Source organism: Sulfolobus sp. B1, from assembly GCF_007050195.1.
Lineage (GTDB): Archaea > Thermoproteota > Thermoprotei_A > Sulfolobales > Sulfolobaceae > Saccharolobus.
In genome coordinates this window covers 1-648 of sequence record NZ_QIMI01000342.1, presented here as the reverse complement: position 1 = coordinate 648, position 648 = coordinate 1, and the positions used below count along the sequence as shown (strand labels likewise).

General features: G+C 32.9%; 1 protein-coding gene. It reads right to left on the bottom strand.

The genetic code is table 11. The features are described from left to right. Nucleotides 1-608, bottom strand: a 608-nt coding sequence (locus DMP16_RS10605; protein WP_221929538.1) for a BatD family protein, incomplete at its 3' end; no start/stop codon positions are given. Nucleotides 609-648 lie beyond the last annotated feature (40 nt).

The following is a 648-nucleotide window of genomic DNA, read 5'->3' as shown; positions in this document are numbered from 1 at the left end:
GCCTTCCAGTTAATGAACTTATAGGGATCTCCTATTTCATATTTCCTTATTGACTTAAAGTCAGTTGAATAAGGTCCGACTTTTGATGGGGAAAATCTAGGGAAGGCTTCCTTAGGCTTAATGTTGTTGGGTATTCTATAAATTATCTTTATTTTAGGCAATACTTTTACTTCTTCTTTTATGTTGATAGAATCCTTGATTATTTCATGAGCACCAAAGGGATGATAAAAAGTATATTCAACTTTATCTAATGGATAAACCCCTCTCTTTAACGCCTTCAAAGTATATTCAAAGTCCTTATTAACCCTTTTAAATCCCTTAAATATTACGTGAACGTTCGTACCTTTAACGAGTTCAAAGCCTTCAGCCATTTGAGTCTTTGGTATGGGAGGTGATCTAAAGATTATTAATCCAAATCCTTTTTCCAAGTTTACATTGACCTTGACTTTTAACTCATCTCCCACGTAGATAACATTTTTTTCAACGCTTACTGAAATATGTATTAGCGGTCTCTCATCTAGATTTAGGGCTAGGAAAATTATAAATAAAGGGAAAAGTATTGCGATTATATACCATTTAGAGGTAGTCATTACTAGAACTAACGCCATGAATATTGGTAGTATTGAAAGAATGATAATAGTCTTGTTT